General features: G+C 71.8%; 24 protein-coding genes. 12 read left to right on the top strand and 12 right to left on the bottom strand.

The features are described from left to right. Positions 1–11 precede the first annotated feature (11 nt). Positions 12–944 carry a LysR family transcriptional regulator gene (locus tag ACNTMW_RS19215; RefSeq protein WP_426635186.1) on the top strand — a complete coding sequence of 311 codons (933 nt, stop codon included), beginning with the start codon at positions 12–14 and terminating at the stop codon, positions 942–944. A gap of 135 nt (positions 945–1,079) precedes the next feature. On the opposite strand, the gene ACNTMW_RS19210 is transcribed toward ACNTMW_RS19215, so the two are convergent. Next, a complete protein-coding gene (locus ACNTMW_RS19210; protein WP_426635053.1) occupies positions 1,080–1,550 on the bottom strand; it encodes a hypothetical protein in 471 nt (156 codons plus the stop codon). A gap of 240 nt (positions 1,551–1,790) precedes the next feature. Here ACNTMW_RS19210 and ACNTMW_RS19205 point away from each other — a divergent pair, with 240 nt between their 5' ends. Continuing rightward, positions 1,791–2,294, top strand: a complete 504-nt coding sequence (locus tag ACNTMW_RS19205) for a response regulator (RefSeq protein WP_426635052.1) — start codon at positions 1,791–1,793, stop codon at positions 2,292–2,294. On the opposite strand, the gene ACNTMW_RS19200 is transcribed toward ACNTMW_RS19205, so the two are convergent. Continuing rightward, positions 2,268–2,828 (bottom strand): STAS domain-containing protein, encoded by a 561-nt coding sequence (locus ACNTMW_RS19200; RefSeq protein ID WP_426635051.1) that lies wholly within the window; start codon positions 2,826–2,828, stop codon positions 2,268–2,270. The two genes, ACNTMW_RS19205 and ACNTMW_RS19200, sit on opposite strands and share 27 nt — an antisense overlap. A gap of 343 nt (positions 2,829–3,171) precedes the next feature. Here ACNTMW_RS19200 and ACNTMW_RS19195 point away from each other — a divergent pair, with 343 nt between their 5' ends. Next, positions 3,172–4,710 carry a long-chain-fatty-acid--CoA ligase gene (locus ACNTMW_RS19195; protein WP_426635050.1) on the top strand — a complete coding sequence of 513 codons (1,539 nt, stop codon included), beginning with the start codon at positions 3,172–3,174 and terminating at the stop codon, positions 4,708–4,710. Positions 4,711–4,764: 54 nt separating this feature from the next. After that, on the top strand, positions 4,765–5,751 hold the full coding sequence (locus ACNTMW_RS19190) for a phosphotriesterase family protein (RefSeq protein ID WP_426635049.1): 987 nt from the start codon (positions 4,765–4,767) through the stop codon (positions 5,749–5,751). A gap of 35 nt (positions 5,752–5,786) precedes the next feature. Here the strand turns inward: ACNTMW_RS19190 and ACNTMW_RS19185 are convergent, their stop codons facing one another. After that, complete coding sequence (locus ACNTMW_RS19185) at positions 5,787–5,930, bottom strand: hypothetical protein (protein WP_426635048.1); 144 nt, start codon at positions 5,928–5,930, stop codon at positions 5,787–5,789. 164 nt (positions 5,931–6,094) lie between these two features. Next, entirely contained in the window at positions 6,095–6,457 is a 363-nt protein-coding gene (locus ACNTMW_RS19180) for a DUF4440 domain-containing protein (RefSeq protein ID WP_426635047.1), read from the bottom strand. A 218-nt stretch (positions 6,458–6,675) separates the two neighbouring features. On the opposite strand from ACNTMW_RS19180, the gene ACNTMW_RS19175 reads away from it, so the two are divergent. Next, a complete protein-coding gene (locus ACNTMW_RS19175) occupies positions 6,676–8,097 on the top strand; it encodes an HNH endonuclease signature motif containing protein (RefSeq protein WP_426635046.1) in 1,422 nt (473 codons plus the stop codon). Positions 8,098–8,460: 363 nt separating this feature from the next. Here the strand turns inward: ACNTMW_RS19175 and ACNTMW_RS19170 are convergent, their stop codons facing one another. From ACNTMW_RS19170 to ACNTMW_RS19145, 6 genes are all read right to left on the bottom strand, one after another. Beyond that, complete coding sequence (locus ACNTMW_RS19170; protein ID WP_426635045.1) at positions 8,461–9,504, bottom strand: phosphatidylinositol-specific phospholipase C domain-containing protein; 1,044 nt, start codon at positions 9,502–9,504, stop codon at positions 8,461–8,463. A 159-nt stretch (positions 9,505–9,663) separates the two neighbouring features. After that, a complete protein-coding gene (locus ACNTMW_RS19165) occupies positions 9,664–10,953 on the bottom strand; it encodes a saccharopine dehydrogenase family protein (protein ID WP_426635044.1) in 1,290 nt (429 codons plus the stop codon). 79 nt (positions 10,954–11,032) lie between these two features. Continuing rightward, complete coding sequence (locus ACNTMW_RS19160; RefSeq protein WP_426635043.1) at positions 11,033–11,746, bottom strand: cadmium resistance transporter; 714 nt, start codon at positions 11,744–11,746, stop codon at positions 11,033–11,035. 109 nt (positions 11,747–11,855) lie between these two features. After that, on the bottom strand, positions 11,856–13,742 hold the full coding sequence (locus ACNTMW_RS19155; RefSeq protein ID WP_426635042.1) for an ABC transporter ATP-binding protein: 1,887 nt from the start codon (positions 13,740–13,742) through the stop codon (positions 11,856–11,858). 241 nt (positions 13,743–13,983) lie between these two features. Next, complete coding sequence (locus ACNTMW_RS19150; protein ID WP_426635041.1) at positions 13,984–16,020, bottom strand: prolyl oligopeptidase family serine peptidase; 2,037 nt, start codon at positions 16,018–16,020, stop codon at positions 13,984–13,986. Positions 16,021–16,082: 62 nt separating this feature from the next. Further along, a complete protein-coding gene (locus ACNTMW_RS19145) occupies positions 16,083–16,400 on the bottom strand; it encodes a DUF4253 domain-containing protein (protein WP_426635040.1) in 318 nt (105 codons plus the stop codon). A gap of 761 nt (positions 16,401–17,161) precedes the next feature. Here ACNTMW_RS19145 and paaI point away from each other — a divergent pair. Further along, positions 17,162–17,533 carry a hydroxyphenylacetyl-CoA thioesterase PaaI gene (gene paaI / locus ACNTMW_RS19140; protein ID WP_426635185.1) on the top strand — a complete coding sequence of 124 codons (372 nt, stop codon included), beginning with the start codon at positions 17,162–17,164 and terminating at the stop codon, positions 17,531–17,533. A 499-nt stretch (positions 17,534–18,032) separates the two neighbouring features. Here the strand turns inward: paaI and ACNTMW_RS19135 are convergent, their stop codons facing one another. After that, a complete protein-coding gene (locus ACNTMW_RS19135; protein ID WP_426635039.1) occupies positions 18,033–19,526 on the bottom strand; it encodes a purine-cytosine permease family protein in 1,494 nt (497 codons plus the stop codon). After that, positions 19,523–20,446 (bottom strand): purine-nucleoside phosphorylase, encoded by a 924-nt coding sequence (locus ACNTMW_RS19130; protein ID WP_426635038.1) that lies wholly within the window; start codon positions 20,444–20,446, stop codon positions 19,523–19,525. Before ACNTMW_RS19130 ends, ACNTMW_RS19135 begins: the two co-directional genes overlap by 4 nt. A gap of 141 nt (positions 20,447–20,587) precedes the next feature. On the opposite strand from ACNTMW_RS19130, the gene ACNTMW_RS19125 reads away from it, so the two are divergent. The 6 genes from ACNTMW_RS19125 to ACNTMW_RS19100 all read left to right on the top strand — a co-directional run bounded on the left by ACNTMW_RS19125 (position 20,588) and on the right by ACNTMW_RS19100 (position 25,558). Then, positions 20,588–21,715, top strand: coding sequence for an ADP-ribosylglycohydrolase family protein (locus ACNTMW_RS19125; RefSeq protein WP_426635037.1), 1,128 nt, complete (start codon positions 20,588–20,590; stop codon positions 21,713–21,715). Next, a complete protein-coding gene (locus ACNTMW_RS19120; RefSeq protein ID WP_426635036.1) occupies positions 21,712–22,752 on the top strand; it encodes a PfkB family carbohydrate kinase in 1,041 nt (346 codons plus the stop codon). The genes ACNTMW_RS19125 and ACNTMW_RS19120 overlap by 4 nt, the downstream gene beginning before the upstream one ends. 181 nt (positions 22,753–22,933) lie before the next feature. Continuing rightward, on the top strand, positions 22,934–23,239 hold the full coding sequence (locus ACNTMW_RS19115; protein ID WP_426635035.1) for a hypothetical protein: 306 nt from the start codon (positions 22,934–22,936) through the stop codon (positions 23,237–23,239). Positions 23,240–23,424: 185 nt separating this feature from the next. Next, on the top strand, positions 23,425–24,273 hold the full coding sequence (locus ACNTMW_RS19110; protein WP_426635034.1) for an RNA polymerase sigma factor: 849 nt from the start codon (positions 23,425–23,427) through the stop codon (positions 24,271–24,273). Beyond that, the gene (locus tag ACNTMW_RS19105) at positions 24,270–25,007 is read left to right on the top strand and encodes a hypothetical protein (protein ID WP_426635033.1); all 738 of its coding nucleotides are present in this window, start codon (positions 24,270–24,272) and stop codon (positions 25,005–25,007) included. The genes ACNTMW_RS19110 and ACNTMW_RS19105 overlap by 4 nt, the downstream gene beginning before the upstream one ends. Before the next feature lie 182 nt (positions 25,008–25,189). Next, positions 25,190–25,558 (top strand): response regulator, encoded by a 369-nt coding sequence (locus ACNTMW_RS19100; RefSeq protein WP_426635032.1) that lies wholly within the window; start codon positions 25,190–25,192, stop codon positions 25,556–25,558. Positions 25,559–25,691 lie beyond the last annotated feature (133 nt).

Raw genomic sequence — 25,691 nt, 5'->3', positions numbered from 1 at the left:
AGCCGTAAGCTATCAGGGTGCAGCTACAGCAGCTTCGGTACTTCGTCGCAGTGGCAGAAACCAGACATTTCACCCAAGCGGCCGAAAAGGTGGGCGTCACCCAGCCCTCGTTGAGTAAGCAGATTCACACTCTCGAGGCCGACCTCGGAGCCCCACTCTTCGAGCGCGGCCGGGGCAACGTCGCCCTGACGCCCGCCGGGGAGACCCTCCTGCCGCTGGCGATCCGGATCCTCGCCGACGTCGACGCCGCCCGCCGGGAGGTCCAGAACCTGGTGGGCCTGCGACGCGGCCGGGTCCGGCTGGGCGCGACGCCGAGCCTGTGCGTGTCCCTCGTGCCGGGGCTGCTGCGCCGGTTCCACGCCACCTACCCGCAGATCGACCTGTACATCGAGGAGGGCGGCTCGCAGGACCTGGTCGCGAACCTCCGCCAGGGCGAGCTGGACCTCGCGTTGATCGTGCTGCCCACCGACGGCAGCGACGCCGGGCTGCGCACCGAGCCACTGGTACGCGAGAGCCTGGTGGTCGCCTCGACCGACCCGCCGCCGACGCCGGACGGCCACCTGCGCATCACCGACCTGCGCGACCAGCCGCTGGTGATGTTCCGGGCCGGCTACGACCTGCGCGACACCACCGTCGAGGCGTGCCGCCGCGCCGGCTTCGTGCCGTCGTTCACCGTCGAGGGCGGCGAGATGGACGCCGTCCTCAGCCTCGTCGAGGCGGGACTGGGCGCCGCGGTGGTACCCGGCATCGTCCTGGCCGGCCGGCCCGCGCTGCGCGCCACACCCCTCGCGCCACCGGGCATCCCGCGCACGATCGCGCTCGCGCACCGCCGGGAGGTACCGCTGCCCCACGCCGCCGAGGCGCTGCGCGAGACGCTGCTGACCCACCTGCGGGAGACCAGGCACCACGGCGCGCCCCCGTCCGGCGTGGAGCTGCTCTGCTGACGGCGGCCGTGGGTTGCCGCTCCGCCGAAGCCGGCACAACCGAACCCGGCACAACCGAACCCGGCACATCCGAAGCCGGCCGGCTGAAACGGGTACGACGGATGCGGGCGGCGCCGGTGCCGCCCGCATCCGTTCCTACTCGACCCAGTCGCTGAGCAGCTCGCTACGCAGCAGGTCGGTCTGGACCAGCAACGCGCCGAGCAGCTCCTCCCGGTTGGGCGCCTTCGTCGCCCGCCACGCCCAGCCGAGCGACCCGTCCGGCCGGCACACCTTGATCAGCGTGAATGCCTCCATCGGTACCTCGCCGCCGCTGAGCGCCTCGATCTTCAGGCCGCCGAGCACCTGCTCGATCGGAAGGTATCCGGTAGCGGCGGGCCGCACGTTCGCCCCGCCCCCGGCGACCACGTCATCCATGGCCACGTCATCCATGGCCACGTCATCCGCCGCTTCGTCCATCACCGCGTCGTCCACCACCGCGTCGTCCACCACCGCGTCGTCCACCACCGCGTCGTCCACCACCGCGTCGTCCACCACCGCGTCGTCCACCACCGCGTCGTCCACCACCGTGTCGTCCACCACCGTGTCGTCCACCACCGTGTTCTTCACAACCGTCCCCTCCTCGGCGCGATCGCTGCACACCCAACACGGCGGGCCGGTGGAGGGATGCTGGCTCAGCCTAGAAACGGACAAAAGTAGCCATGGCGTACGACCAACGGCGGCGTCCGATGGCCGTTCGACCTACCCGGCGCGTGGCCATCCCACCGCCCGCCCGACCGCGTGGGAACGGCGCCGGAGGCTGATCCTCCGATAGCATCCCCGGACCAGCCCATCGACCCAGGAGAATTCATGGCTTGTGTGGTGATAACCGGAAGCGACCCGGAGCTGCTCGTGACCTACTCCGATACCCTCGCGCGGTCCGGGTACCGCGTCACGCCCTGCCCGGACGCCGACTCCGCCCTCGCGGAGGTACGGGCCGGACAGCCGGATCTCCTCGTCACCGACGTCGCCATGCCGGCCGGCATGAGCGGCTTGGAGCTGGCCAGCGCGGTCAAGGCCGACCCTGCCGTCGCGGACCTTCCGGTCATCGTGTTGACCGACGGCTGGGCAGAGATCGACCGGAACGATCTGCCGCCGGTCGCCCGCCTGCTGCGCAGACCCGTCTCCGCCGCCGAACTGACCGAGCAGGTCGAGGCCGTCCTCGCCCACGGCCAGCGCCACCACGTCCGGGTTCCGCGTCCGCATGACCACCGCACCACCACGCCGACAGCCACGCGGTCACCTCACCGGTCCACGGTGGACTCAGACTCCACCCTGGACGTCGGATCAGACCATCGTGGACACACCGGGTAGGTCCCCGGCACAGCGCCGGTTCGCCAGGCGTAGCGCCGCAGGGCGGGGCGCCGCCGCGACGGGCTGGCCGACCGGAGACCGGACGCGCCGCCACGACTGCGGAGACCCGGCACTCGGAGATCCGGCGCTCAGAGACCCGGCGCGCGGAGACTCGGCGTACCAACTCTCGCGGCGAGGCGCCGGGACGAGGCCGTCCAGGTCACCGGCGCACGCCGTCGCGACGTCGCGGTACGCGGGCAGGACCTGCGCGAGGCCGACCGCGGCGAGCAACTGCCGCTGCGTCTGGGTGAGCGAGGCCAGCCTCAGGTACCCGCCCTTGTCGACGCAGTAGCTGTGGGCGAGCTTGAGGGCGGACAGGCCGGTGGAGTCCCCGAAGGTCAGCTTGCCGAGATCGACCACGATCCGGGCGACGGACCGCGCGCGCAACCGGTCGAAGACGGCATGCATCTGCGCCGCGGTGTCGATGGCGAGGTGCCCCGCGAGCGTGACGATCGTGGCGCCGCTGCCTGAATGGTCGCTGACAAAGGCCTTCACTTCGTGGTATCTCCTACCGACCCCTCGGATGGCCCGGCCGAACCCTTCGGCGGCTGGGGCCGCCGTTCGGCTGGGGTGACGGTGGACGTAACGAGGCGACAACGCCGATAGCGATTCGGACTTTAGGGTATAGATACCAACCGACTGCCCTATAGTCGACAGAGGCCGAAAGTGGTATGAAGCGCGCCCTCGTATGCGCCGATGCGCCCGCCTCGACAGCCTTCACGACCCGGCGACGCGCCGGTCACCCGTCGGCCCTTTTGTCGCGCGCGCGTCTTCACACCGTACCGACCGGCCGGTATGTTCCTGTGACCCCTACCACGTCACCTCGGGAGTCGTAGGTATGAGCTTCAATCTGGCCACGATGCTTCGGGAGTCGGCGACCGCGCACCCCGACAAGCCCCTCTGCCACGCGAACGGCGTGACCTTCAGCTACCGCCAGGTCGACGAGATCAGCGGCCGGGTCGCCGCCAGCCTGCTGGCGCTGGGGCTGGAGCGCGGCGACAAGGTGGCGGTACAGCTACCCAACGTGCCGCAGTTCCTGTTCACCTACTTCGGCATCCTCAAGGCCGGCCTGGTCATGGTCCCGCTCAACCCGCTCCTCAAGGCACCGGAGGTCGCCTACCACCTCGCCGACAGCGACTCGCGGCTGCTGGTGACGTTCGAACTGTTCGCCGCGGAGGCCGGCAAGGGTGTCGCGCAGCTCGACGCGCCGGTCCCGACGTACGTGGTGACGCTGCCCGGCAGCGCCGCCCGGCCGGACGGCACCCGGCACTACGACGAGCTGTACGGTGCCGGACTGCCCGCCGACGCCGACACCCGCGACATCGTCCCGCTCAGCCCGGACGACACCGCGGTGCTGCTGTACACCAGCGGCACGACCGGCAAGCCGAAGGGCGCCGAACTCACCCATTTCCAACTGTTCATGAACTGTACGGTCGCCGGCGAGCTGTTCGGCTTCCGCGACGACGACATCGGCGTGGCCGTCCTGCCGCTGTTCCACGTGTTCGGCCTGTCCAGCGTGCTCAACACCACCGTCCGCTTCGCCGGCACGATGGTGCTGGTGCCCCGGTTCGAGGCGGAGGCTGTCCTCGACGCGATCGAGACGTACCGGTGCACCATCTTCTCCGGCGTACCCACCATGTACTTCGCGCTGAACAGCGTCGACATCACCGGCCGTGACCTGTCGTCGCTACGGGTGGGCGTCTCCGGCGGCGCGGCCATCCCCGGCGAGGTGATCCGCGCGTTCGAGCAGAAGTTCCCCGGCTGCGTGATCCTCGAAGGGTACGGGCTGTCGGAGAGCGCGAGCACCACCACCTTCAACATCAATGCCGAACAGCGCAAGGTCCTGTCGATCGGCAAGCCGATCTGGGGCGTGGAGGTACGGGTCGTCGACGACCACGACCGCGAACTGCCGCCGGGTCCCGAGCACGTCGGCGAGATAGTGATCCGCGGACACAACATCATGAAGGGCTACTACAAGAAGCCCGAGGCCACCGCCGAGGCGTTCCGGGGAGGCTGGTTCCACACCGGCGACCTCGCCTACCGCGACGATGACGGGTACCTGTTCATCGTCGACCGCAAGAAGGACCTCATCATCCGCGGTGGCTTCAACGTGTACCCGCGCGAGGTCGAGGAGGTGCTCTACGAGCACCCGGCGGTCGCCGAGGCCGCGGTCATCGGCAGGCCGGACGAGAAGCTCGGCGAGGAGGTCATGGCCGTGGTCGCGGCGAAGCCCGGCGCGGCGCTGACCGCCGAGGACGTCATCGCGTACGCGAAGGAGCGCCTCGCCGCCTACAAGTACCCGCGCGAGGTCCGCATCGTCGGTGAACTCCCGAAGGGACCCACCGGCAAGATCCTCAAGAAGGAACTGCGCGGCTGACCGCCGTTGCGACCCCGTCCTTCCGGAAAATCCCTGCCCTCGAAGGAGAACCGAGTGCCACCGGTCCACACCGTGCGCGGCGAGATCGACAGCGCTGACCTGGGACGTACGTACATGCACGAACATGTCTTCGTCCTCTCCGCCGACGTCCAGCAGAACTACCCCGGTGAGTGGGGCGACGAGGAGACCCGGGTCCGGGACGCGGCGCACAGGCTCGGTGAACTCGCCGCGCAGGGGGTACGCACCATCGTCGACCCGACCGTCGTCGGGCTCGGCCGGTACATCCCCCGGATCCAGCGCATCGCCGACCAGGTTCCCGAACTCAACATCGTCGTGGCGACCGGCTGCTACACCTACGACGACGTGCCATTCTTCTTCCACCACCGTGGGCCGGGGCTCGGCGAGGCGTTCGGCCTGCCGGACCCCATGGTGGACATGTTCGTCGGCGACATCGTCGACGGCATCGCCGGTACCGGCGTGAAGGCCGGCATGCTCAAGTGCGCCATCGAACACCAGGGCCTGACGGCCGGGGTGGAGCGGGTGATGCGGGCGGTGGCGAAGGCGCACCTGGCGACCGGTACGCCGATCACCGTGCACACCCACCCCGGCAGCCGTACCGGACTGGAGGTCAAGCGGGTGTTGTGCGACTCCGAGGGGGTGGACCCGCGCCGGGTCGTACTCGGGCACAGCGGTGACACGACCGACGTCGACCACCTGACCGAGCTCGCCGAGGCCGGGTTCGTCCTTGGGATGGACCGGTTCGGCCTCAACCTGGACACGACGTTCGAGGCGCGCGCCGACATAGTCGTGGAGATGTGCCGGCGCGGCTTCGCCGACCGGATGGTGCTGTCCCAGGACGCGTCCTGCTACATCGACTGGATCGACCCGAACGTGATGGCCTTCCTACCCCAGTGGAACTACCTGCACATCGAAGCGGACGTGCTGCCGTACCTGCGCGAGCACGGCGTCACCGAGGAGCAGATCACCACGATGCTGGTCGACGTACCTCGCCGCTGCCTCGAGGGCACCGCGACCGACTGATCAGCGCCGGCGGTCCGGCCCGGCCGGTGCCCGACTCAGGGAACAGGTCCGAGCGTCAGATACGCGAAGCCCATGACGTCGCGGCGCCCACGCAGCCAGATGCTGCGGTGCTTGTCCAGCTTGGCCCGTACCGCATCGGCCTCGGGATGGTCGGCGTGGGAGAGCAGCCACTCCTCCACGTCGGCCGCCGTCGGCGGACTCGAACTCCTCCCATTCACTCCTGGTGGAGGTTTCGATCCGCAGCGGGCGGGGGCGCTCCCAGAACTCCGCGCCGAACAGTAACCGCCCACCCGGATTGACCACGTCGCGGAGCACGCACAACGCCTCGGTGAGATCGCCCCAATCAGCCTGAGTCGAGGGTACTGAACTGGATTCCCGCCAGCCGCCATCCGTCCGGCTGTTCGATCCACACCTGGCTCAGCCGGACGGCCAGCGTCATCAGATCGCCATGCCAAGACGCACGACTGTGCTGCACGCACCGCACGATCGCCGTTCGGTCATAGCGCCGCACGTCCACCTCGGCCGTCTCGATGGAGAGGTAGTGGAAGTCGCGATGCCTTTCAAGCCACTGCTGTTTGTCAAGCTGAAAGCCCCGCTCGCCGATGGAGAGGAAGTCGTCAGCCAGCAGATCACTCAGAAGATCCGTGTCGGCACGCAGCTCGGCGTCGTCGAAGGCCCGCTGGAGTTCAAGGATGTCGGTCACCACACGGTCATCCTTCTCGAGATCAAGCCACTCCTGAAGCGGTTATCCTGCCGCAGCCAGGCGACGCACTGCACCCACTCTCCTGCCGCTGTCCGGGCGTCGTCGGCGTAGCGCGGTTGCGCGCCTGTACCGAAGACTGTTTTACGAAGTTTGGGTCTTCATGGCCGAACTTGCGCGTCAACGGTAAACGACATCGAACGCCTGTTCGAAAGTTGTCGGGGGTGGACGGTAGCGTCCGGGGCGTGGTGGAGGCGTTGGCGTTGCTGGACCGGGCGGTGCGGGAGTGCCGGTCGGCGTCGATGTGGGCCTGGCCGGACGCCGCGGTGGTGGCGGCGTTGGACCGAGCGCAGGCGCTGGCAGCGCGGTTGGCGGCGGTGCAGTTGGCGCTGGTGCGGGAGGTCGACGCCCGCGGGGTGGCCGCCGCGCAGGGGGCGTCCGGCACCGGGGCGTGGCTGGCCGGCCGGTACCGGACGTCGCCGGCCGCGGCCAACCGGCAGGTCAGGCTGGCTGCGGCGCTGGACGGTGAGGTGCCGGCCGCCGCCGAGGCCCTGGCCGCGGGGGAGGTCAACGTCGAGCAGGCGCAGGTGATCGCGGCGGCGGTGGCCGGGCTGCCGGCCGAGCACCGCGCGGCGGCGGAGAAACACCTGGTCAGCGAGGCCGCCACGTTCGGGCCGCGGGAGTTGGGCATGTTGGGGCGGCGGGTATTCGAGGTGGTCGCCCCGGACGCCGCCGACGCGCAGGCCCTGGCGGCGTTGCAACGGGCCGAGGAGCGCGCCTACCGGGGACGGGAGGTGCGGCTGGTCGACGTGCCCGGCGAGGGTCGGGTCCGGCTGACCGGCTGGCTGGACCGCGAGGCCGCGGCGATCGTGCGGGCGGCACTGGATCCGCTGTGCGCGCCCCGCGCCGACCGCCACCGCACCGACCGCCACCGCACCGACCGCCACCGCACCGACCAGCCCGGCACCGACCGCGACAGCACCGACCGCGACAGCGTCGCCGGTCTCGGTGACCCGGACGACACCGGCCGTGACGGTCCCGGCCCCGGCCGCCGACATGGTGGTGACGGTGGGCGGCGCACGCCGGGGCAGCGGCGCGCCGACGCGCTGGTCGAGGTCTGCCGGCTCGCGACCGCCTGCACCGCACTCCCCGACAACGGCGGCGACCGCCCCCAGGTGGTGGTCACCATCGGCTACACCGCCCTACGCGACGGCGTCGCCGCCGCCACCCTCGACGACGGCAGCCCGCTCAGCCCCGCCGCGGCCCGCCGCCTCGCCTGCGACGCCGGCATCCTGCCCGCCGTCCTCAACGGCCCCGGCCAGATCCTCGACCTCGGCCGGGAACGCCGGCTGTTCACCGGCCCGCTGCGCCGCGCGCTCATCCTGCGCGACAAGGGCTGCGCCTTCCCCGGCTGCGACCGGCCACCCCGCTGGTGCGACGGCCACCACCTCACTCACTGGGCCGACGGCGGCACCACCAGCCTGCACAACGCCGTCCTGTTGTGCGGCCACCACCATCGACTGGTCCACCACAGCGACTGGCAGGTCCGGATCAACCCCACCGACGGACGGCCCGAGTTCCTGCCACCCGCCTACCTCGACCCCACCCGCCACCCCCGCCGCAACCACTACCACCACCGCGAGTAGACCGAGCAACAGGCAGCGATCGTCGGACGCTCCACACCGGCAGGTCCGCGGAGTAACGGCATGCCCGGGAACACCATCGACACCGGGTTGGTCCCCGTTCCCCAGACCACGCCGGCATACCAGACCACGCCGGTATCCCAGACCACGCCGGTATCCCAGACCACGCCGGTATCCCAGACCACGCCGGTATCCCAGACCACGTTGGACCCGGGGCGCCCGGCCGGCCTGATCCCTGGGGACACTCCAGGGCCGGGATAGCCCGACGCCCAGGACCGGGATAGCCCCGGGCGCCAGGACCGGGACAGCCCCGGGCGCCAGGACCGGGCTGGTCCTGACCCCCGGGGACCGTTCGAACGGCCGTATCTAGCCGCGTGGCGCCACCGTGGCCAGCACCTGCGGCAGGGCGGACCAGTCGGCGGTGACCGTACTCGCGTGCGCCTTCGCCAACTGGGCCACCCGGGCGGCCGCCTCGGCCTCGCTCGGGCGGGTCGCGTCGATCGGCGGCGCCACGCCGGCCGCGTCGGTCATCACCAGGTGGTAGTGCCGGTTGTCGTACCAGGCCGGGTCGATGCCACCACCCACGTAGGCCGAGGCCGAGCCGTCGAAGAACACGAACCACGGGCGGATCGACTCGTCCGGGTAACGGGTGCGTGGGTCCCCGGCGGCCGCGTCCAGCACCGCCGGAAACGCCTGTGCCGCCCCGATCCGGCCCGCCGCCGCGAGATCCCGCAGGTACGACGCGTACTCCGTGTCGGTCCACAGATGGTCGAACGGGTTACCGCGCTCGAAGGTACCGGGAATGATCTCGAACAGGAACCGGCCGGCCAACCGCGACCTGGTCGCCCAGTTGTCGGCGAGAGCCGCCTCGTCGAGGGTCCGATAGCCGCCCAACAGGTCGGCCGGGCGGTAGACCGCGTCACCGAGCCGCGCCGCGACCAGCCGGTCGAAGTCGGCCGGCCCCAGACCCACCCGGCTGTCGAAGCCGTTCTTGAACTCGACCTTGACGATGACCGGCCGGTGTCCCGGGTGCGCGTCGTGCCAGAGTCGCAGGTTGGCCAGGCACTCGGTGAGGCCACCGTCGCGGCTGCCGGTGCGCAGACCGCCGTACGTGCAGTTGTTGCTCTGGCCGATCAGTTCGTGGTTGACCCGCCAACCGCGGGTCCACGAATCGGTCCACACATCCAGTTCGACCAGGCCCGCGCCGGAGTCGAGCGCGTCGGCGAAGTACGGGAACGTCGTCTTCTGGTAGGCGTTGTGCACGCCGACCGTGGTCGTGTGCGACTGGCGCGGGTCGTCCGCCACACGGGCGGTACCGGCGGCTGCGCCCACCGGTGTGGTGGCCACAAGGGTGACCGCCACGAGCGTGGCGGCCACCCCGGAAATGGTGAGGAACGTTCGCGTCCGCATGCGAGGACCGTAGTCAACCACCTACGCATGGAACTACCCCTATCGATGAGGTGTGGGTGAAGGTTGAGGGTGCCCGGGTTGAACCCCACTCACCGGGCTGCGCCCCACCCGCCGGTCGACCCCCGGCTCACCAGGTGTTCCGTGACGCCGGCCCCGGGATTAGTTGATGACCCGGAAGGAGATGCCGGCCCGTTCCAGGCGTGCCCGGAGCGCATCGCCCATCGCCACGGCCGTCGTCACCTGCCCGGCCGTGGGTGGCAGCGGATCGTACGCGAGGCAGAGCGCCGACTCGGCCAGCATCTTCGCGGTCTCGCCGTACCCCGGGTCTCCCCCACGGACCTCGGTGACGACCCGCCGGTCGCCGCTGTCGCCGACGAACCGTACCCGGAACCACCCCTTCGCCCGCTGCGCCGCCGTCGGGCCGGTGCCGGCCGGACGTAGCCGGAGCAGCACCGCACGGGTGGCCGGCACCTGGGCGAGCGCGAACGCCCCGGCGACGGCGGCACCGACGCCCGCCACGGTCAGCGGGCTGCGTACCGCCATGAAGTGGCTGTAGGAGAAGTCGGGGCCGTAGCGGTCGAGCGTCCGCGCGGAGCGGGTCACGACCTGCGGGTCGATGGTCGGCAACGGAAGTACCCAGGCGTCGACGTCCCGGGCGTGGCCGGGACGACCGGCGACGGCCCGGACCCGGCGCCGATCCCGGCGCCGATCCCGGTGCCCCTCAGCCGCCCTGGACTCCTCAGCCGCCCGGGACTCCTCGGCGGCTCGGAACTCCTCAGCCGCCCTGGACTCCTCAGCGGCTCGGGACTCCTCGGCCGCCCGGTGTACCGCGGCAGCCCGGCGGAACCGCGCGAAGGCGGTCACCGCGGACTCGACCGTACCGCCGGACAGGACACCGCCCGCGGTGACGTAGCCCCGCAGCCTGATCGGGCGGCCGGGCGGCAGTTGCTCGACGGTGAACAGCGCCCCGAGGTCGTGCGGGACGGAGTCGAAGCCGCAGGCGTGTACGAGCCGGGCCCCGGTCCGCACGGCGGTGGCGTGGTGGCGCAGGTACATGAGGTCGACGAACTCAGGCTCGCCGGTCAGGTCCACATAGTCCGTACCGGCCGCGGCACAGGCCGCGACGAGCGGCTCCCCGTACCGGATGTAGGGGCCCACCGTGGTGGCGACCACCCGCGTCGACTCCGCCAGCCCGCGCAGCGACCCCGCGTCGGTCACGTCGGCCACGAGCGTGGCGACGTCGACGCCGAGCCGGTCGCGTACCGCCGCCAGTTTCCCGGGGTCGCGCCCCGCGAGCGCCCACCGCATGCCGGCCGGGGCGTGGGCGGCAAGATACTCCGCCGTCAGCCCTCCGGTGTACCCGGTGGCGCCGAAGACGACAAGGTCGAAATCCCGCCGCCGCTCAGCGCTCGACGGCACGGCACCCGGCGGCGGCGGCGAAGTCGTCACCACCTCAGATTAACCGGCGGCGGAGTCGTCACCACCCCAGATGAATCAGCCGCCATCCGGTTCCGGTCGACCAGCCCCGTCACCCGACTCCGAGCAGGATCGCCACGCCGATCACGATGAACACCGCAGGGACCAGCCAGTGACCGTACCGACCCACCATCGCGACGACACCGCGGTGCGACCCCAACCAGGAGCCGGCCAGGCACCACACCGCGATGAGGAGCGCGAACACGGCAATCGTGATCGCGCTCCCGCCCGCGCCGACGGCGCGGAACACCGTCGGGTACACCGACAGGTTGTCCGCACCGTTCGCCATGGTCACACCGGCCACCGACCACAGGCCGGTCGCCCCGGCCGGGGCGGGTGCCGCGCCCGCCCCGGCCGGCTCGTCGGCACCCCGGTCGCGGACCGCCCGGACCAGGCCGCGTACACCCAGGCCCAAGGGGACGAGCCCGAGCAGGCGGATCCAGGCGTCCGGCACGGCGGCCAGCCCGAGCGCGGCGACGGCCGACACCGCGACGAGCCCGCCGACCCCCGCGTACTGACCGGCCCAGATCTGCCACGGCCGCGGCGACCCGCCGGCCCTGGAAGACAGGAACAGCACGGTCAACACGATGACGTCGTCGACGTTGGTACCGGCGAAGACGCCGACCGCCGCGGTCACCGTCCCCAGGATGTCTCCCACGATCGGCCAGGGTACGGCCGTCCGCGCCGGCGCGCTGGCGAGCACCGGCGCGGGTTCGGCCACCGCGTACCCGACCGAGATGCCCGGGTGCAGTGCGGCCGCGGTCATCGCCAGGTACGCCGCCGCCCGGTCGCCGGCGACCGGTCGCCGGCGACCGGACAGCGGCGACCGGACAGCGGCAGCGGCAATATGCGATGACGGCCTGTGCGATGACGGCCTATGCGGCGGCCACCTCCGTGGCCGGCCGCTGGTCGAACTGGGTCCGGTACAGCTCCTCGTACCGGCCGCCGGCGGCGAGCAGGTCGGCGTGCGTGCCGCGCTCGACGATCCGCCCGTCCTCGATGACCAGGATCTGGTCGGCGGCCCGTACGGTGGACAGCCGGTGCGCGATCACCACGGCGGTCCGCCCGGCCAGGGCCTCGCCCAGCGCCTCCTGGACCGCCGCCTCCGACGTCGAGTCGAGGTGGGCGGTGGCCTCGTCGAGGATCACCACCCGGGGACGGGCCAGCAGCATCCGCGCGATCGTGAGGCGCTGGCGTTCGCCGCCGGAGAGCCGGTACCCGCGCTCACCGACGATCGTGTCCAGCCCGTCGTGCAGCGCCGCGACCAGGGCGTCCAGTCGCGCCCGGCGCAGGACGTCCCACAGCTCGTCGTCGGTCGCCTCCGGCCGCGCCAGCAGCAGGTTGGCCCGGATCGACTCGTGGAACAGGTGCCCGTCCTGGGTCACCATCTTGAGGGTGTCCCGGATCGAGTCGGCGCTCAGGTCCCGTACGTCGACGCCGGACAGCCGGACCGCGCCCTCCCCGGCGTCGTACAGTCGCGGCATCAACTGGGCGATCGTCGACTTCCCGGCGCCCGACGACCCGACCAGCGCCACCAGCTGTCCCGGTTCGACGCGGAACGACACGTCGTGCAGTACCTGCTCGCCGCCGCGGGTGTCGAGGGTCGCCACCTCCTCCAGCGACGCGAGCGACACCTTGTCCGCCGCCGGGTAGGCGAAGCGCACGCGATCGAACTCCACCGACACCGGGCCGTCGGGTACCGGCCGGGCCTGCGGCTTGTCCTCGATGAGCGGCTTGAGGTCGAGGATCTCGAACACCCGATCGAAGCTCACCAGCGCGCTCATCACCTCGACCCGGGCGCTGGCGAGCGCGGTCAACGGCGCGTACAGGCGGGTCAGCAGCAGCGCGAGGGAGACGACCGCACCCGGCTCCAGCTGCCCGCGGAGCGCGTAGAAGCCGCCGAGACCGTAGACCAGCGCGAGCGCGAGCGCCGACACCAGGGTCAGCGCGGTGATGAACACCCACTGCACCATCGCGGTACGCACGCCGATGTCGCGTACCCGCCGGGCCCGCGCGGCGAACTCCGCCGACTCCTCGGCGGGCCGGCCGAACAACTTCACCAGCGTCGCACCCGGAGCGGAGAACCGCTCGGTCATCTGGGTACTCATCGACGCGTTGTGGTTGGCGGCCTCCCGTTCCAGCCGGGCCAACCGGGTACCCATCCGCCGCGCCGGCAGCACGAACAGCGGCAGCATCAACAGCGCGAGCAGGGTGATCTGCCAGGAGATCCCGACCATCACCACGAGCGTGAGCGCGAGGGTCACCAGGTTGCCGACCACCCCGGAGAGGGTGTCGCTGAAGGCCCGTTGCGCGCCGATGACGTCGTTGTTGAGGCGGCTCACGAGCGCCCCGGTGCGGGTACGGGTGAAGAAGGCGACCGGCATGCGCTGTACGTGGTCGAACACGGTCGTACGCAGGTCGAGGATGAGCCCCTCGCCGATCCGTGCCGACAGCCACCGCGTGAGGATCCCCAGGCCGGCCTCCACCACCGCGATGACGGCGATGAGTACGGCGAGCCCGACGACGACGTCGGACGAGGCACGGTGGACGATCCCGTCGACGACCCGGCCGGCGAGCACCGGCGCGGCGACCGCCAGCACCGCCGTCACGATACTGAGCAGCAGAAAGAGTGCCAGTTCCCGGCGGTGCGGCCGGGCGAACCGGCCGATGCGGCGCAGCGTCGCGCGGGAGAACGGCCGCCGCTCCTCCTGCGCGTGCATCGCGTGGTACAGCGAATGCCATGCGGTGACTTCCATGTCCATCGTGTGCCTCCCCGACCGGTGGACCTTCCACCGCGACTCGGCACGACCGTAGGACCTCAACCACGGTTCAGGTCAACGCATATTCGTCGCCGCCCGGTCACCGCTTCAGCGCGAGGGACCGTCACCGCTTCAGCGCGAGGGACCGTCGCCGCTTCAGCGCGAGGGACCGTCGCCGCTTCAGCGCGAGGGACCGTCACCGCTTCAGCGCGAGGGACCGTCACCGCTTCAGCGCGAGGGACCGTCACCGCTTCAACCGCTGCCAGAGGAACTCGAGGATCAGCGCCCGCTTGAACGCCAGTTGGGCGTTGTCGGCCGCCGCGCCGTGCCCGCCTTCGACGTTCTCGTAGTACGACACGTCGTAGCCGTACTCGCGCAGCCGGGCCACCATCTTGCGGGCATGGCCGGGGTGCACCCGGTCGTCACGGGTGGAGGTGACGAACAGGACCGGTGGGTACGGCTGACCGGCGCGCACGTTGTGGTACGGCGAGAACGTCCGCAGGTACGCCCAGTCGGCCTCGGAGTCCGGGTCGCCGTACTCGGCCATCCAGGACGCCCCGGCCAGCAGGGTGTGGTAACGCCGCATGTCCAGCAGCGGCACCTCGCTGACGATCGCCCCGAACAGCTCCGGGTACCGGGTGAGCATCACCCCGGTCAGCAGACCACCGTTGCTGCCGCCGCGCACGCCGAGGCTCGCCGGAGTGGCGATACCCCGCCGCTCCAGGTCGGTGGCGACGGCGGCGAGGTCGGCGTACGCCCGCGGCCGGTTCTCCCGCAGCGCGGCCCGGTGCCAGCGCGGGCCGTACTCGCCGCCGCCCCGGATGTTGGCCACCACGTAGGTGCCGCCCCTGGCCAGCCAGCCACGACCGATCACACCGTCATAGCTCGGGGTCAAGGAAACCTCGAAGCCGCCGTACGCGGTGAGCAGCGTCGGGCCGGCGGCCGGGTCCGGTGGCCCGACGACGAAGTACGGCACCCGCGTACCGTCGGCCGACACGGCGAAGAACTGGCGGACCGACAGGCCGTCCGCGTCGAAGAACCCGGGTTCCCGCTTGAGCGTCTCGACGTCGCCGCCGACCCGCCCGTACCGCAGCGCGGCGGGCCGGGTGAACCCACTCGACGACAGCAGGTGCGCGTCGCCGCTGTCCGGGTCGGTGTCCACCACGTCGACATGGTCGAATCCCGCGGGATCGGAGTCGGCGAGCGGTTCCCGCCGCCAACCGCCCGGGCCGGGGGTGAGCACCTCGATCCGGCTCCGCACATCCGACAGCATGGCGAGGATCAGATGGTTGCGGGTCCACACGTGGTAGCTCAACGAGGTGTGCGGGTCGGGTTCGAACACAGGCGTCAGGTCACGGTCACCGGCCAGGAACGCGTCGAGACGGGTGACGAGGACAGCACCGGCCGGGTAGGTCACCGTACCGACGGTCCACTCCGACCGCGGCCGGATCAGCAGCCACTCGCGGTGGACGTCGATCCGCGCGTCGTCGGGTACCTCGATGCGGGTCAGCTCGCCGGTGCCGGCGAGGACGTACCGTTCGTCCCGGAAGAAGTCCGGCCACCGCCCGACGAAGTCGCGCGCGAAGCCCGGTGTCGGGTCGTGCTCCGCGTAGACCGCCACGTCGTCCCGGCTGCCCTCGAAGACCGTCACCGCCTCCGACAGCGGGGTGCCCCGCCGCCACCGCTTGACGATCCGCGGGTAGCCGGACGTGGTCAGCGAACCGGGGCCGAAGTCGGTCCCGACATAGATCTCATCGACGTTGATCCAGCCGACGCTGCTCTTGGCCTCGGGCAGCGCGAAGCCGTCCGGGACGAAGGACCGGGTACGCAGATCGAACTCCCGCACCACGCTGGCGTCGGAACCGCCCCGGGAGAGACTGATCAGGCAGCGCTCGTACCCGGGCCGCAGCACCTCCACGCCCTGCCACACCCAACTCTCGCCCTCCCGCTCGGCCAGGGCGTCGAGGTCGAGGAGGATCTCCCAGTCGGGCTCCGGCCGGCGGTAGCCGTCGAGCGTGGTACGCCGCCACAGGCCGCGGGGATGGTCCGCGTCCTTCCACAGGTTGTACAGGTGCTCCCCGCGCAGGCTCGGCAGCGGTATGCGGTCGGCGGAGTCGAGGACCTCCCGCAGTTCGTCGCACAGCCGCGCGAACCCGGGATCCTCGGTCAACGCCGCCACGGTCCCGGCGTTGCGCTCGCCGACCCACCGCGCCGCGGCCTCGCTGTCGAGGTCCTCCAGCCAGAGGTACGCGTCGTCGCCGTCGTTGATCGTCTCGGTCACGCCACCAACCGTGCCACGGATCCGGAGCTTCGCGTAGCCGGTACCGCGTCATCGGCCGGTGGCTAGTCCCACCAGAACGACCAGTTGTTCACGCCGACGAGCTGCTCGGCGTACGCGGTCAAGGTCCCGGTACCCTGCCAGACGAGGTCGGGACAGAAGGCGAAGTGCTCGGCGGCCACCCGTAGCGCGTGGCTCAGCGACGTCGGCGGTGCCGCGATGCTCAGGTACAGGGTGTCGAACCCGACCCCCACGACCTGCGCACCGAACCGCTCCTCCCAGCTCCGTACGACCGCCGAGATCTCACCCGTGTCGTTGGTGTGGTTGGTGGGGCCGGACCAACCGACGACAGTCAACGCGTCGGCGCCGCGAGCCGCGGGCACGAGCCCGAGGCGCGTCGACCGGCCGGCGAGGAAATCGGCGTACTCCTCCGCGAAGCCCCCGACGGGCCCTCGGAATCGCCGGCATCGGCGAGGCCGGGCCAGTGGCCCCCGAACGGGGCGGTGACCTCCACCAGCTCGGCGTACTCGTCGGCGGCGGGCTCGTCGATCTCATCCTCGTCGGTCTCGGTGCAGGCGGCCCACCACCTCGCCAGTACCTCCGCGGCGTCGTGACGATCCGGCGAGGACATGCGGGCCGGATATACCTCACCGTCGGCCCACGGTCGCGCGGCATCACCCGACAGCCCGCTCAGCAGCAACGGCCACAGTCCGGAACCGGAGTGGTGGGAACGCAACCGGGCCCACCGCGTGGATTCGGTCGGGCCGTCGCTCAACCAGTACCGCGGCGATCCACCGTCCTCCGGCGCTACCAGGCGACCGTGCGGCAACATCCCCGATGGAAGCGACGCGATCAACCGATCAATGTCAACGGTCATGACCGGACGCTATGCCGTCGGTATGACAATGCTGGCACCACGCCGTCGGCATGACGATGCGGACACCCTGCCGTAGGCATGACACTGTTAGCCTCGCGCCGCAGGGCCGCCGCGACACCGACAGCGGTGGGCCGGGGGCAGGAGGCACCGATGGAGGCGACGGGACACACCGACGGCGCGTCGCACAGCGCCAACGGCGCGGGGCACAGCGCCAACGGCGCGGGGCACAGCATCAACGGCGCGGGGCACAGCGGCGGCGCGGCGGCGATGCTGGCGGCGGACCGGGCGTCCGCCGCGCTCGGCATCGAGCCGGTGGAACTGTCGCCCGGCCGGGCGGTGCTGCGTATGACGGTGACCGAAACCATGCTCAACGGTCACGGGATCGCCCACGGCGGGTACGTGTTCCTGCTCGCCGACAGCACGTTCGCCTGCGCCTGCAACTACCCGGGATCGGTGACCGTGGCCGCCCAGGCGGAGATCGACTTCCTCGCGCCGGTCCGGCTCGGTGACCACCTGGTCGCTGAGGCCGTCGAGCGGATCCGGCACGGCCGCAGCGGTATCTACGACATCACCGTACGGCGGGACGGCGAGGTCGTGGCGGAGTTCCGGGGCCGCAGCCGGACACTGCGCTCCCGGTAGGCCATAGCCCCGGCAGGCCGCAGCCCCCGATAGGCCATAGCCCCAGCAGGCCGCGGCTCACCGTGGACCGCGGCTCACCGTGGACCGCGGCTCACCGTGGACCGCGGCTCACCGTGGACCGCGGCTCACCGTGGACCGCGGCTCACCGTGGACCGCGGCTCACCGTGGACCGCGGCTCACCGTGGACCGTGGCAACGGCAGAGGCTGTCCTGCCGACCATCGAAGGCCGGAGAACGGCGCTGAACATGCCCGGTCGTGAACCAACTGTTTCGATCTTGGAGAGTTTGGCACCGATATTGGTGCCAAACTCTCCAAGATCTACGAGGGCTCCGTCCAGCCGCTCGTTTCGAGTGGCAGCTGGCCCGACGTCCGGATCGGCTGCCTGGCCAGGTCCGTGTGCCGCCCGGATCGGCTGCCTGGCCAGGTCCGTGTGCCGCCCGGATCGGCTGCCTGGCCAGGTCCGTGTGCCGCCCGGATCAGCGGGTTGTCCGGGGCCCGGTCATGCGGCTCGGTCGGCGCTCTCCTGCGCGCGGACCCGCCGGCGGCCGAACGCCAGGTACCCGACGAACCCGACCGCGAACGAGGCGGCCACACCGAGGTTGGCGTACGCCCAGGCACCGGACCTGCCGCCGAGACCCAGTGCCGACAGCAGGTAACCCTGCCAGGACAGCCACGAGGCGAACGTGTTGGTCACCAGGCCCCAGCCCACGACCGTGGCGGCCACGACCAGGCTCACCGCGAGCGGGTTGACCGCGCCGTAGCGGCCGCCCGGCCGGTAGAGGTCGGCGTCGGCGTACGCGCCCCGGCGCAGCGCCAGGTCGGCGAGGAACACGCCGCACCAGCCGGCGATCGGTACCCCGAGGGTGATGAGGAACCCCTGGAACGGGCCGAGGAAACTGTCGGCGTACCAGACAATGTAGACGGTTCCAACGATCATCAACACGCCGTCGACGCCGGCCGCCACCCATCGCGGCACGCGCAGCCCGAGGGTCAGCAGCGTCAGCCCCGACGAGTAGATGTCGAGCACCGCGCCGCCGATCAGGCCGAGGATGGCCACCAGGGCGAACGGCACGAGGTACCAGGTCGGCAGCAGCGTGGTGAGTGCCCCGATCGGGTCGGCACCGATCTTGGTGTTGAGGTCGGAGTCGGACGCGGCGAGCAGCAGGCCGAAGACCACCAGGACCACCGGTGCCACGCTCGCACCGAACGTCGTCCAGCCGACCACGCCCCGACTGGAGGCGGTGCGCGGCAGGTACCGCGAGTAGTCCGCGCCGGAGTTCACCCAGCCGAGCCCGAAGCCGGTCATCGCGAAGATGAAGGCGCCGACGAGCGCCTCAGCCGACCCGCCCGGCGCCGACGACACCGCCGACCAGGAGACGTGTCCGGCGGTCAATGCCACGTATCCCACTGTCAGGACGGCGGTCGCGATCGTGATGACGCCCTGTACGCGCATGATCGCGTCGAAGCCCAGGATCCCTGCGAGCACGACGATCGCGGCCACCACGAGGAACGCGACGACCTTCGTCAGGTTGCCGCTGCCCCAGCCGAGCCGACCGAACACGGTCGCCGTGGCCAGCGTGGCGAGCGCGCACAGGACGACCTCCCAGCCGACGAGCAGAATGTAACTCAGGGCCGCCGGCAGTGCGTTGCCGCGCACCCCGAACGCGGCCCGGCTGAGAATCATCGTGGGGGCCGAGCCCCGCTTGCCGGCCAGCGACGCGAACCCCACGAGCAGGAACGACACCACGGTACCGAGCACACCGGCCACCGTGGCCTGCCAGAACGAGACGCCGAAGCCGAGCAGGAACGAGCCGTAGCTGATGCCGAGGACGGAGACGTTCGCGGCGCACCACGGCCAGAACAGGTCGCGGGGGCGGCCCTTGCGCTCGGACTCGGCGATGACGTTGACCCCGTTGATCTCAACCGGAAGCCCCGCCGGCCCACCTGCGGGCTGGGGCGGTCGGGTACCCGCGCTCGGCGCCTCTGCGGTCATGGTGTTCCTCCTGCTTCGCGGTGTTCACGGACGGCGCCGTGTTCAAGGACGGCGCGGTGTTCGAGGACGGCGCCGTGTTCGAGGACGGCGCCGTGTTCGAGGACGGCGCCGTGTTCGAGGACGGCGCCGTGTTCAAGGACGGCCCGGATCACGCTGCCCAGCCGTGTGGCGGACGCCTCCGCCACGGCCACGACCTCGGCCGGGTCGGTCGGACCGCCGCCGATCTCGACCGAGGTGACCACTGACAGGCCGAGCAGTTCCAGCCCGGCCTCGCACGCCGCGATCGCCTCGACCACGGTCGACATGCCCACGACGTCGGCGCCGAGCGTGCGCAACATCCGCGGCTCCGCCGGTGTCTGGTAGTGCGGACCGGGCAGGAACGCGTAGACACCCTCGACGAGGGCCGGGTCGGCGTCCCGAGCGAGACGCCGCAGCCGCGGGCTCCAGCAGTCGGAAAGGTCCACGAAACGCGGGCCGCGCAGCGGCGAGACACCGCTGAGGCTCAGGTGGTCACCGATGACGACACCGGTGCCGGGCGGCCACTCCGGGCGCAGCGAACCGTTGGCGTTGGTGAGCACCGCGGTTCGGCAGCCGGCCGCCGCGGCCGTGCGTACCGCATGTGCCACGGCGTCGACGCCGAGCCCCTCGTAGAGGTGGGTACGCCCGAGCAGGCACAGCAGGCGGGTCGTGCCGAGCGCGTACGACCGGACGAGGCCCGGGTGGCCCACCGCCACCGGCCGGTGGAACCCGGGCAGGTCGGCCATGGGCAGTTCGACCGCCGGTACCCCGAACGCGTCGGCGGCGCCACCCCAGCCGCTGCCCAGTACGACGACGGCGTCGTGCCGGTCGCAGCCGGTCGCCTCGGCGAGCGCGGCCGCGGCGTCGGCGGCGAGCCGGTACGGGTCGGGCGGGCCGGGCACGGGTACCTCCTCGTCACCGCCGCTTGACAGCCTGATCGTGATCAGCTTGTGTGTACTGGAGATGTCTGTACTGGTCAAGCACCCCGCCGGCGGCCCGGATCCCCGGCGACCGCGGGCGCACGCCACCGCCGGGCGGGCCGGGTGAGCGACCAGCACGAGACCGGACGGAACGACAACGACCGGCACGACAGCGGGCAGCAGGTCAGCGGGCAGCAGGTCAGCGGGCGGCACGACCGGGCCCTCGGCGCGCTCACCGGCCTGGCCCTCGGCGACGCCCTGGGCATGCCGACCCAACTGCTGACACGCGAGGCCATCCGGGCCCGGTACGGCGTGCTCACCTGGTTCGTCGACGCGCCGGACGACAACGAGATCAGCCGCGGTACCCCGGCCGGCCGGGTCACCGACGACACCGACCAGGCCGTGATCGTGGGCCGGCTGCTGGTCGAGGGAACCGGCCGGGTGGACCCGCGGCGACTGGCCGACGAACTGCTGTCCTGGGAGACCCGGATGGTCGAGCGGGGATCGGCGGACCTGCTCGGCCCGTCCACCCGCCGCGCCCTGCGGCTGCTGGCCGAGGGTACCCCGGCCGGGACGACCGGCCGGTGGGGCGACACCAACGGCGCCGCGATGCGGGTGGCGCCGGTGGGGATCGCCTACCCCGCGGACCCGGTCGACCGGCTCGTCGACGCCGTCGCCGACAGCAACCGGGTCACCCACGACACCACCGTGGCGAACGCCGGGGCCGCCGCCGTCGCCGCCGCGGTCAGTGCCGGGATCGACGGTGCCGCACCGGCCGAGGCACTTCGGCGCGGTATCGACGCCGCGCGGATCGGCGCGACGCGCGGGCACTACGTCCCCGGCGCGGACGTCGCGGCGCGTATCGAGTGGGCCTGTGACCTGGTCACGGCCAGCGGGGAGACCGGGACCGGTGACGACCCGCTGGACGTCATCTACCGGCTGGTCGGCACGGGAGTGGCGACCCAGGAGGCGGTACCGGCGGCGTTCGCCGTCGTCGCCCTCCACCCCGACGACCCCTTCCAGGCGTGTCTGGCGGCGGCGAGCCTCGGCGGCGACTGCGACACCGTGGCGGCGATGGTCGGCGCGATCAGCGGCACCTGCCACGGGTACGCCGCGCTGCCCCGCGGCGCGGTGGACGCGCTCGGCGCGGCAAACCCCGACCTCGACCTCGCGGCGCTCGCCGGGCGGCTGCTCGCGCTGCGGGAGCGGCACCGGCATTCGCAGGGGAAGCACGCGGAGGTGGCGCGGTGAGTCACCCGCCGTACCGGCTGGTCGTCGTCGGCAGCGTCATCGTCGACATTCTCATGCCGGTACCCCGGCTACCCGAACGCGGCGGCGACGTCCTGGCCACGGGGGCGGCGACCCAGGTCGGCGGTGGCTTCAACGTACTCGCGGCGGCGCGGCGGCTCGGGCTGCCCGCGGCGCTCGCCGGACGGGTCGGCGACGGGCCGTTCGGCACCCTGGTCGCCGCCGCACTCGCCGCCGAGGGGGTCGAGCGGTTGCTGCCGACCGCCCCGGGCGACACCGGCTGCTGCGTCGGGCTGGTGGAGCCGGACGCCGAACGCACCTTCGTCACCAGCCCCGGCGTCGAGTCCGAGCTGACCGCCGACGACCTGGCCGGCGTGGCGGTGCGTCCCGGCGACGCGCTGTACCTGTCCGGGTACGACCTGGTCTACCCCGTCACCGGTCCGGCGGTGGCCGCCTGGTGCCTCGACCTCGACGATTCGCTGCTGGTCCTCGATCCAGGCCCGCTGGCCGACCAGATCCCGCCGCGGGTACTCGACCCGGTGCTGGACCGTACCGACGTCCTCACGCTCAACGAACGGGAGACCCGACTGCTCACCGGGTGGGCGGACGTCGACGAGGCGAGCCGGGTACTGCGCGACCGGCTGCACCCGCGCTGCGTGCTCCTGGTGCGCCGAGGTGCCCGCGGCTGCACCCTGTACCCGCCCGGCGCGGCGGAACCCGAGCACGTACCCGCGCCGGCGGTCACCGCCGTGGACAGCACCGGTGCCGGCGACGCCCACACCGGCGCGTTCCTGGCCGAGCTGCACCGGACAGGGTCGGTACGGGCGGCCGTACGCGTCGCCAACGCCGCCGCGGCTCTCGCCGTGACGCGCGCCGGCTCCGCCACCGCGCCGCGGCGCGACGAACTCGACCGGCTGGTGGCGCACGGGGACACCTCGCCCCACGACGGCAGCTCGCCCCACGACGGCAGCTCACCCCACGACGGCAGCTCACCCCACGACGGCAGCTCGCCCCACGACAGTGGGTCGAGCTGCGCCTGACGACCCGGTCGTTGCGCGTCGGCGAGCGTCGGCGAGCGTCGGCGAGCGTCGGCGAGCGTCGGCGACGGAGCCCCGGCCGGTCGTCCGGCACCGGGACCGGCGGGCCGTTCACCCGTTCGTGAACACGGGGTGTGACGAAACGTGGAGGTACGGCGCTAAACCGGGCAGGAGGTAAACACACATGACCGATAAGCCCACGCTGCTGGCGGACGTGGCGGAACTGCGTAACGTCCTTCGCGCCATGGACGACTGGGAGAGCACGGACGGCGACCTCACCCGGGCGCAGGACCGGGAGCGCTTCGTCGCCGGTCTCGACGACGACGCCGCCTACGAACTGGACGGGCTGGCCCTCGCCGGCCTGGCTCGCCTGGTACGGGCGGAGCAGGCCGCGGCGGCCCCGGTGCGCCCGCTCGTCGAGGACCGCCGGACGCCGGTACCCGATCTGAACTCCTGGATGAGGCAGCGACGCCCCCGGGTAGCCGCCTGATCGACCGGCACGCTCGGGCGACCCCTGACCGACGGCGAACTGGTCACATCGCCGGCACCACGTCCGCTTCGTCTACCGTGCGTTATTCACCGGGCTAAGGCGTTTTCGCGCATGCTGTGACGTTTTTGCCCGTACTGACGCCTTGAAAGACATGGCGTTACTGCATGGCGAGGTGGAGTGTCCTGGTGACAACACGTAAACCAGGTTCAGCGCGGTCAACGGATCTGTCTCCGCTGGTCTCGGCTGCGCAGGACGGTGACGAGGAGGCGTTCCGCAGTCTGTACCGGGCGGTCCAACCGGGGCTGCTGCGCTACCTGCGGGCTCTCGTGGGCGACGACGCCGAGGACGTGGCGTCCGAGACGTGGCTGCAGATCGCCCGGGACCTGCACGCCTTTCGCGGCCGGGACGAGTTCCGCGCCTGGGCCGCGACGATCGGCCGGCACCGGGCCATGGACCACCTGCGCCACCGGCGCCGGCGGCCCGCGGTGAGCACACCGATCGAGGACCTGGTGGAACTGCCGGGCAACTGGGACACCGCACAGAGCGCCTCGGACGCGATCTCCACCGACGCGGCGCTGGCGTTGATCCGGTCGCTGCCCCGCGACCAGGCGGAGGCGGTACTGCTGCGGGTCGTCGTCGGCCTCGACGCCGAAACGGCAGGGAAGGTACTGGGCAAGCGGGCGGGTGCCATACGTACCGCTTCCTACCGGGGGCTGCGCCGGCTCGCCGAGCACCTCGACCGGGTCACCACGGCGGCCGCCGGTGGGGCGACCGTCCCGACCGCGACGACCACCGCGGGCGTGGCTGGCACGGCGGCGGCCGGCGCGAACACCACAACCGGCGCGAATACAACAACCAGCGCGCACATCACGACCAGCGCGAACACCACAATCAGCGCGCACATCACGACCGGCAGGGATGCGACAACCACCGTGGGGATGACCGGTGCCGGCGGTGTGATGGACTCCGCGCCCATCCCGGCCACCAACGGTGTGACAGATCAGAGGGTCACGACGCCAACAGGGACGAGATGAACAGCCATGACCAGCGCCGCATCGACCGCCGCACCGCGGAGCATCTGCTCGCCGGTGAGCCGATGGGCCTACGCGACAGCCATCCACCGCTCCAGGCCCTGCTGACCGCGGCCACCGTACCCGGCCGCCCGGACGAGTTGGCCGGTGAACAGGCGACCCTGGACGCCTTCCGGACGGCTCGACGCACGCCGATCCCCCGCCCCCGGCGGTTCTCCTCGGTCCGGACGACGGTGGCGAAGGCGCTCACCGTCAAGGTGGTCGCCGCCCTCGCGGTGACGACCGCTGGCGGAGTCGCCCTGGCAGCCGGTACCGGCACGCTGCCCAACCCGCTCGCACCTCCAGCTCCGGTCGGCAGGGCGGGGCTGGCCGCCGCTTCCCCGTCGGTCACCCGGCCGGCCGGGGCCACCGGCCACAGCAGCCCGAAGGCGGCCCGGAGCGTCCAGGCTTCCGCCAGTCCCTCCGCGAAGGTGCCGACGCCGGCGCTGCTCGGCCTGTGCCGGGCCTACCATGCCGGAAACAAGGCCGAACGGGGCAAGGCACTCGACACCCCGGCCTTCTCGGGCCTGCTGGCCGCCGCCGGCGGCCGGGAACTGGTCGACCGGTTCTGCCAGGCTGCGTTGGCCACGCCGACCCCGAGCCTCAGCGACGACCCACGCGACCGGATCCGGGAACGGACCCGCGAACGGCCGCGTGAGGGCAGCGCGGCCCAGCCGAGCCCCACCCGCAGCAGGTGAACCGCGCGCCGATGAACCGCGCGCCGATGAACCGCGGACCGATGAACCGCGCGCCGATGAACTGCGGACCGATGAACCGCGGACCGGCACTCCGAGGGGTCATCGGCCACGGCCTCCCCCAGCCACCGCACATCCTGCAGACAGCCCAAACCCTCAAAGGCCGCACGAACCCGGGAGCCTCGATGTCCTCTGTGGTGATCGCCGAAGACAACCCCGAACTCCGCGCGCTGTACTCGCGCACGCTCACCCGGCGCGGATACAGCGTCATCCCGTGCCCGGACGGCACGTCGGCATTCACCCAGGTCCGGGACCGGCGGCCGGATCTTGTGCTCACCGACGTCGACATGCCGGCGGGCATGACCGGGCTGGAACTGGTCGCCGCCCTACGGGCCGATCCCACCGTCGCGGACATCCCGGTCATCGTGGTGACCGGGGGTTCGGCCACCATCACCGCCGCGGACGCACCGGGTGTGGTCGGCCTGCTGCGCAAACCGGTCTCGCCCGGGGAACTCGTCGGCCACGTCCGGGCCGCACTCGCCGGCGCCCACTGAGGCCGGTACCGCCTGAAACCGGCACCACCAGAGCCGGTACCCACCCGGAACCGGTGCCCGCCTGGTACCAGTGGTGCGCGGCCGGCCTGGCCCGGCCGTTCGTGACCGTGAGAGGGTCCTGGGGTGCCAACAG

The organism is Planosporangium spinosum (assembly GCF_049999945.1).
In the GTDB taxonomy this organism is placed as follows: Bacteria; Actinomycetota; Actinomycetes; order Mycobacteriales; family Micromonosporaceae; genus Planosporangium; species Planosporangium spinosum.
The sequence above is the reverse complement of the archived record's forward strand: the minus strand, read 5'-3'. Positions and strand labels throughout refer to the sequence as shown.